At 44.1% G+C, this 5423-nt stretch carries 5 protein-coding genes; all 5 read left to right on the plus strand.

All coding sequences use genetic code 11. The features are described 5' to 3' along the window. Positions 1 to 131 precede the first annotated feature (131 nt). The 5 genes from AC1DSB_RS13645 (at position 132) to AC1DSB_RS13665 (ending at position 5388) form a co-directional block, all read left to right on the plus strand. Entirely contained in the window at positions 132 to 1301 is a 1170-nt protein-coding gene (locus AC1DSB_RS13645) for a thiolase family protein (RefSeq protein WP_477530788.1), read from the plus strand. Next, entirely contained in the window at positions 1298 to 2068 is a 771-nt protein-coding gene (locus AC1DSB_RS13650; protein WP_477530789.1) for a 3-hydroxyacyl-CoA dehydrogenase, read from the plus strand. Before AC1DSB_RS13645 ends, AC1DSB_RS13650 begins: the two co-directional genes overlap by 4 nt. Positions 2069 to 2080: 12 nt before the next feature. Then, positions 2081 to 3229, plus strand: a complete 1149-nt coding sequence (locus AC1DSB_RS13655) for an acyl-CoA dehydrogenase family protein (RefSeq protein WP_477530790.1) — start codon at positions 2081 to 2083, stop codon at positions 3227 to 3229. Between the two features lie 45 nt (positions 3230 to 3274). Further along, positions 3275 to 3826: a nucleotidyltransferase family protein gene (locus tag AC1DSB_RS13660; protein ID WP_477530791.1), complete on the plus strand. Its 552-nt coding sequence runs from the start codon at positions 3275 to 3277 to the stop codon at positions 3824 to 3826. Between the two features lie 272 nt (positions 3827 to 4098). After that, positions 4099 to 5388: a DUF4139 domain-containing protein gene (locus tag AC1DSB_RS13665; RefSeq protein ID WP_477586899.1), complete on the plus strand. Its 1290-nt coding sequence runs from the start codon at positions 4099 to 4101 to the stop codon at positions 5386 to 5388. Positions 5389 to 5423 lie beyond the last annotated feature (35 nt).

Consider the following 5423-nt stretch of genomic DNA (forward strand, 5'->3'; position numbering starts at 1 on the left):
GGCTTAGAATGCATTTTTTACTAAGACCTGAGACTTAGAAGATTCTAAGAAGAGAGTAGAAAATTTCACGATAGTTCTGTAAAATAATAGTGAGTGAATATTCATTCAATTCCGTTAAAAGAGGTGTAACGATGAAAGAAGTCGTGATTATAGAAGGAATACGTACTGCAGTCGGTCGGAGAAAAGGGAAATTTGCACAAATGCGACCAGACGAATTGGCCGCAATTGTTTTGGGAAAATTAGTCGAACTGGCCGGAATTGAAAAAGGCGACGTAGAAGACATTATTTTAGGGTGTGTCTCTCAAGCAGGTGAACAAGGAGGCAACATTGCAAGAACAGCGGGATTGATAGCTGGCTTTCCGACCAAAGTTCCTGGGACGACGATCGACCGTCAATGTGGTTCCAGCCAGCAAGCGGTGCATTTTGCCGCACAGGCAATCGCATCCGGCGACATGGATATTGTGATTGCGGGTGGTGTTGAAAGCATGACACGGGTACCGATGTTTTCAAATATGGGAGACGCCAAACCAAGCAAGAAACTAACGGAGCAATACGAAATCATTAATCAAGGATTGTCTGCCGAACGAATTGCAGAAAAGTGGGATTTATCCCGGGAACAATTGGATGCATTTTCTGTACAAAGTCATGAACGTGCCTTTCAGGCGATTGCCGAGGGTCGATTCGAAAGTGAAATAGTACCAATAGAAGTGACAAACGAAGATGGATCAACTGAGCTGTTTTCTGTTGATGAAGGTCCAAGAGCAGGAACTACTCTTGAAACACTGGGTGGTTTGAAAACGGTATTTGATGAAAAGGGACGAATTACCGCAGGCAATGCTAGTCAAATGAGTGACGGCGCTTCAGCAGTATTGTTGATGTCGCTTGAAAAAGCAAAGGAATTGGGACTAACACCTCGTGCGCGCATTCATACCCGTGTTGTTGTTGGATCAGATCCAACGCTTATGCTGACGGGTCCAATTGCAGCAACGCAAAAAGTATTGGAGAAAGCAAAGCTCACCATCGAAGATATGGACGTATATGAAGTTAATGAAGCCTTTGCTCCAGTGCCGCTTGCCTGGTTAAAGGATACAGGTGCTGATCCGTCTAAGTTAAATCGCAATGGGGGTGCAATAGCACTCGGTCATCCATTGGGCGCATCAGGAACGAAACTGCTTGTCACTTTGTTGCATGAGCTGGAACGCACAAATGGACGATATGGACTTCTAGCGATTTGTGAGGGGATGGGTATGGCGAACGCCACCATTATTGAGAGATTGCCAGAATCGGAGGGACAGTCATGATAACAGCAGAAGTCATTGCCATCGTAACGGGTGGAGCATCAGGACTTGGAGAAGCCACTACACGCCGATTGGTCGCTCAGGGTGGGAAAGTCGCCATTTTTGATTTGAATGAAAAACGTGGGCAAGCAATGGTTAAAGAATTAGGTGAAGAACAAGTAGTTTACTTTCAAACAAATGTCACGGATGCTCAGCAAGTTGAACAACATGTAGCAGAAGTGGTGGCACATTATGGGAAGGTCAATGCGTTGATTAGTTGTGCAGGCATCGCGACGCCCGGCAAAGTAGTATCACAGAAAGGTCCGCTTGCACTTGATCGCTTCGAACAAGTTATTCAAGTGAATCTAATCGGCACATTCAACGTATTGCGTGTTGCTGCTCATGCCATGCAACAAAACAATCCGAACGAAGAAGGGGAACGAGGTGTCATCATTAACACTGCTTCCGTCGCAGCTTTTGAAGGTCAAATTGGCCAAGTGGCATACAGTGCTTCTAAAGGCGGTGTCGTTGGCATGACGTTACCGATTGCCCGTGAATTTGCTAGAGACGGCATTCGTGTTATGGCGATTGCCCCAGGTCTAATCGAAACGCCGTTGTTCGAAGGTTTGCCTGAACCAGCACGAGTTTCCTTGGCAAGTTCCGTGCCATTCCCGAATCGTTTAGGAAAGCCGAGTGAATATGCGCAATTAGTAGAAAGCATTTTAATAAATCCAATGCTTAACGGCGAAGTGATCCGTTTAGATGGTGCCATTCGCATGCAACCAAAATAAGGAGGAGTCTTGATGGGGAAATACCGTTTTGAGACTGATGAGCACGTGATGTTCCGCAAGTCGCTTCGCAAATATTTGGAAAAAGAAGCTGCTCCTCATTACGAACAGTGGGAAGAAGACCGTATGATTCCTAAATCATTTTGGCGGAAGCTTGGCGACATGGGTTATTTAAGCCCACAAGTTGAAGAGAAATATGGCGGACTGGAAGTTGATTTCCGATACGCTGTCATCATCGGTGAAGAGATGGAACGTGTTGGAGCGAGCTTGACAGGTGTTGGATTGCATAATGATATCGTGGTTCCATATATTGAAGCGTACGGAAACGACGAACAGAAAGCTCGCTGGCTGACGGGATGTGTAACAGGCGAGCATATCACCGCTATTGCCATGACTGAACCAGGGGCAGGATCTGATTTGGCGGCGATTCAAACAACTGCTGTTCTTGATGGTGATACGTATATCGTAAATGGTTCCAAAACCTTCATTACGAATGGCATCAATGCGGATCTAGTTGTAGTTGTCGTGAAAACCGATACACAAATTGAACCGAAGCATCGCGGAATCAGCTTGCTGGTAATCGAGGAAGGCATGGCTGGGTTTACGCGTGGACGCAAGCTGAACAAAGTCGGCATGCACGCGCAGGATACAGCAGAGCTGTACTTTGAAGATTGTCGAGTGCCTGCTAAGAACCTGCTTGGCGAAGAAGGAAAGGGTTTCACTTATTTAATGGAGAAGCTCCAACAGGAAAGATTAATGGTGGCAATTTCCGCTCAAACATCTTCTGAAGATATGGTCGAAATGACACTGGATTATGTGAAATCCCGCAAAGCATTTGGCAAACCAATCGGAGCGTTCCAGAACACGCAATTCAAGTTAGTTGAAATGAGCACCGAAGTTGAACTTGGTCATTCATTCCTTGAATCGTTGATTGAAGATCATATGGCAGGGAAAGACATTGTCTCAAAAGTGTCCATGGCGAAGTATTGGCTGACGGAAACTGCCAAGAAGATTTCCGGTGAATGCTTGCAATTACACGGAGGCTACGGCTATATGGAAGAATATAAAATTGCAAGGCGTTATCGAGATATTCCAGTCGCTTCGATTTATGCAGGCAGCAATGAAATCATGAAAGTGATTGTCGCGAAGAAAATGGGGCTGTAGATGAGGGCAAACAGGATCCATGAAGATGATTAAAAGAGGTTCAAAATGAAATTATCAAATGAACAAGAAATTGTAGAAGCCATTTCTAATGACGAGTGGATGATGAATGTTATCAGACAAGCAGCTACACTAGAGTTACCCGACTGGTGGATATGTGCTGGATTCATAAGAGGAAAAGTATGGGATGAATTACACGGATTTTCTGAAAAAACCATACTTCCAGATGTGGATGTCATTTATTTCGATTCGAAAAATTTGGACGAACACATTGAAAAACTCTATGAAAAAGAACTAATTAAATTAGATTCAACCATTCCTTGGTCCGTTAAAAATCAAGCAAGGATGCATACTTTGAACAAGGTAGAACCCTATATATCCTCAATAGATGGGATGTCAAAATTTCCAGAGACAGCCACAGCTATTGGCATAACTTTTGATGACAAAGGGGAACTTCATTTATGCGCTCCACATGGAGTCAGAGACTTATTAACAATGAAAATCTCTCCCACCCCTTATTTTGAAGGGTCGCAAATATATTTTGATAGAGTTAAGCGAAAAAACTGGTCAGCAACATGGCCCTTAGTGAAAGTAGAGTAAGCGGCAGGGCTTTTTCTGTCGCTTTTTCAATTACTACTATTGTTATCGAATGAATTATCCGTAGCATTCTGACAGTGCGTTAAACGATCAGTGTGGAAGCGCGAATAGAAAGGGAGCAACCGCGAATAGAGTAATATTTTCACTCCCAAACCTCAGGCATATTCTAGAATGTTTCAAAGAATGGAATCGCCTTGTCTTTCATACAACGTATCGCAAAGGGATTTAACGCATATCATGATATACTTTCCAAAAACAACGAGGAGGTGTCTCTTATGCCGACCAATATCCCAGCGAGCCTGACGAAAGACTTGGCGCTGACGATTTACAATGCTGGATTTGCGTTAATTCAAGAAATCCGCTCCATTCCTCCACTTTCAGACGATCATATCATCTACTATTCGGACGTACCACAACGGATTGAATCGAATTCCGTTCAGGTGAAAGGTCTAAAAGTCACAGAGCTTACTTACGAATATGACTTGATGGATCGACTCAAGTTGCTGGAGAAATATGTTGGGCATCAAATCAGAATCRTCAATAAGAAAACAGGCGAAGAAAAGACATACCTTCTGTTAAGCGTCCAAAATGGTTTGGTCCTTGCAGACATGCTGACAAGAGAAATCGTTCTTGATGCAGAAGGGGAGATCCGCTTGCCGGACGGTCCGGAAGAAGTGATGTTAAAGCCCACACTCGTTTGGCGTTTTGAAGAACAAACGGCAGAAGATGTACGGGTTACGTATTTAACGCGGGGGCTAAGTTGGGAAGCGGACTATGTGGCACAAGTTAGGGAGAATGATTTTGATTTGACAGGATGGGTAACGATGACGAACAACTCGGGCATGACGTTTGACGATGCGACAATAAAACTAATGGCGGGGACAGTGAACCGAGCACCAATTCGCATGCAAAAAACGATGAGTTTTGAGCAGGGTGCCATGGCCGAAATGGAACCGGAACGTCAGGCATTTGGAGAGTACTATCTATATACGCTCCCTGAAAGACTGACGCTGGAGAATCGACAGCAAAAGCAAGTTCAACTTTTTTCTGCCTACAAAATCAAATCGCACACGGTATATGAAGTGGATGCGTACAGTGCCCATCCAACAGTGTACTTAACGTTCCGAAATGATGCGGAAAACGGCCTTGGATTCCCACTTCCAAGAGGGAGATTCAAATTGTACAAAGAAAATCCAAAGGACGGTTCTTCTGAATTTATCGGAGAAGATTACATCCCGCATACGGCTGCTGGCGAACTAGTCCGCATCAAATCAGGGGAAGCTTTTGATGTCACGGTGGAAAGTGATGTTGTGGCTAAATACAAGAAAGACGGCTATGAGTATGAGGAAGTCGTATACTTGATTCGCAATCAAAAAGACCACCCGATTGAACTTATCATCAATCATGGCACAAGCTATAGCGTATTTGATGTAGTTGAATCAACACACACTTGGAAACGGAAAGATAACGATATACAAATCTTTGTACCGGTTCCTGCAAAATCTGAAGTGAAAGTGGCATTTACGATTCGGTATGACCGGAGACAAGATGTAAAGGTGAATTAGCATCATGAAACGTATCAGTATGGGCACTCTTATTC

It is taken from the genome of Paenisporosarcina sp. P4_E4_2, assembly GCF_056401595.1.